At 73.5% G+C, this 2,351-nt stretch carries 2 protein-coding genes; one reads left to right on the top strand and one right to left on the bottom strand.

Translation table 11 applies throughout. The features are described from left to right. On the bottom strand, positions 1–951 hold a 951-nt coding region (locus G3I19_RS36045; RefSeq protein ID WP_164267888.1), incomplete at its 3' end, for a serine/threonine-protein kinase. 618 nt (positions 952–1,569) lie between these two features. Here G3I19_RS36045 and G3I19_RS36050 point away from each other — a divergent pair. Next, positions 1,570–1,776, top strand: coding sequence for a hypothetical protein (locus G3I19_RS36050; RefSeq protein ID WP_164267889.1), 207 nt, complete (start codon positions 1,570–1,572; stop codon positions 1,774–1,776). The last annotated feature ends 575 nt before the right edge of the window (positions 1,777–2,351 follow it).

Below are 2,351 nucleotides of genomic sequence, written 5' to 3' on the forward strand. Positions count from 1 at the left end.
AGTCTGTGCGCCCTCCGCGCGGCGCGGCGGCGCTGCGTGCTGTTCGGTCGCCGGAGCGGCGATGCGCCCCGTGGGCCGGTCCACCTCCTGGGCGCGGCGCTGCGCCGGGGTCCGGCCCTCCGAGAGCCCCTGCGCCTCCCGGGCGGCGATCTCCTTGAGCCGCATGGACAGTTGGAGAGTGGAAGGACGGTCCTCGGGATCCTTCGCGAGGCAGGCCCGCACCAGCGGCGCCAGGGCGTCGTGCACGTCGTACAGATGCGGCTCCTCGTGCACCACCCGGTACAGCATCACCTCGGAACTGCCGTGCCCGAAAGGTGAGTCGGCCGTCGCCGCGTACGCCAGCGTGGCGCCCAGCGCGAAGACGTCCGTCGCCGGGGTGACGGTGGCGCCGCGCACCTGCTCCGGCGCGAGGAACCCGGGGGACCCGACCGCCGTTCCGACATGGGTGAGTGTGCTCGCCCCGGTCGCCCAGGCGATCCCGAAGTCGATGATCCGGGGGCCCTTCGGCGAGAGCAGGATGTTCGACGGCTTCAGATCCCGGTGGACGACACCGGCCTCGTGGACCGCCACGAGCCCCTCGGAGAGGGCCGCGCCGATGGACGCCACCTCGGCCGCGGACAGCGGCCCTTCGTCGGCCACCTTGTCGTGCAGCGACGGCCCGGGGACGTACTGGGTCGCGAACCACGGACGGTCGGCCTCCAGATCGGCGGCGACCAGCCGGGCCGTACACCCGCCCCTGATCCGCCGCGCGGCCGACACCTCACGGGCGAACCGCGACCGGAACTCCTGGTCCTCGGCCAGATCCGGCCGGATCACCTTGAGCGCCACCCGCTGCCCCCGCCGGTCGGAGCCGAGGTAGACGACACCCATGCCGCCCGCGCCGAGCCGCCGGTGAAGCCTGAACGAGCCGACGACACGCGGATCCTCGCGCCGGAGCCGCATCATCGTCATGTCCATCCCCGCTGCCCGGTCCGTCTGACGAGGCACAGCTTACGTACCCGCGGGCCGGTGTGCTCATAGGCCGCGCCCTCTCGCCCGTATCGATTGCCCGCCCCGGCCCCTCGTGGTGAAGCCCGGTCAGCTCGGGGCGTATCCGGCCGCCTTGGCCGGGGCGTTCTCCCAAAGGTCCTCCGCAGGAAGGATATTGAGCCACCGCCAGGCGGCCGGCCGGTACGGGGGACGGGTACACCGGACGCCGCCCGCACCCGCCTCTCCGGGGCCGCTGGGGGAGGGCCGCGGGCGGTCACGGCACCGTCGGGGGAGGCCGCGGAAGTGAGTGAAGTCACCCGCCGCCGCACCCCTGAGCCCTGCTGGAGAGCCCTGCGGCGGCCGGGTCCCGGGGAGGAGCCCCTCGGGGAAGACCCGCAGGCGTACTGCCCGGTTCTCCACCCAGGGGAGTAGACCGGGGCGCGGAGGCTCATCCTCCTGGAGGCCCGGTATTCGGTACGCGGGCATGACGACCCGGATCCTTCCCGCCCCTAGATTTGAGGTCAAGCGGCGGGTGCAGCACTCGTCCCCCGAGGTCAGCACTCGCCGCTTGTCGAACCGACAGGAGAGGGACCCGGGACCATGGCCGACACCGCAGCGCGGACAGTTCTCCGCACGCAGGGACGCAGGGCGTACACCGCGCTCGGCGTCCGCAGCTCCGGTACCCGCCACCCGCTGGTGGCGACCGCCATGGTCCTTCCCCTCGCCGCACTGCTGATGTTCGTCTTCGGAGGCTGGCAGGCAGTGGTCACACAGGCGTCGTCCGTGGGCGTGATGCTGGGGCGCTGAGCGGCGCCCCGGGTCCGGGAGAGCGGTCCGGGCCAGGGACATCCGGCCAACAACCCCGTGGGGACGGGGGTGCGGCGGACGGCAGCGTTTGTCCGGTCAGCTGGGGAGCTGACCGGACATCGCGCTGTCCGGGGCCAGGCGCTTCCGCAGCGGGCGCCACGGTGGCCCTGGCAGGGCGTACCGGTCCGCCGCGGCTCCCTCGCCGGGCGTTCCGATGCGCGACGGTGGTTTTGGCCGGGCGTACCGATCTGCCGCGGCTCCTTCGCCGGGCGTTCCGATGCGTGACGGTGGTTTTGGCCGGGCGTACCAACCTGCCGCAGCTCCCTCGCCAGGCGTTCCGATGCGCCACGGTGGTTTTGGCTGGGCGTACTCATCTGCCGCGGTGGCCTTGGGCGGCGTACCGATGTGCTGCGGCTCCTTGCCGGGCGTTCCGATGCGCCACGGTGGTTTTGGCCGGGCGGGGCGGTTTCTGCCGGCGTGCCGGTCCACCACGGCGGGCCTGCATCGACCGGCCGGGCCCGCCGGGGCGGGCCGCCGCCGGCGCACCGCGTAGGCTCCCGGCGCACACCGGACCA

This window comes from Streptomyces sp. SID10853 (assembly GCF_010548145.1).
In the GTDB taxonomy this organism is placed as follows: Bacteria; Actinomycetota; Actinomycetes; order Streptomycetales; family Streptomycetaceae; genus Streptomyces.

Bases quoted from the DNA above. Each gene is read 5' to 3' on its own strand.
- G3I19_RS36050 (WP_164267889.1), top strand. From the start codon at position 1,570: ATGGCCGACACCGCAGCGCGGACAGTTCTCCGCACGCAGGGACGCAGG.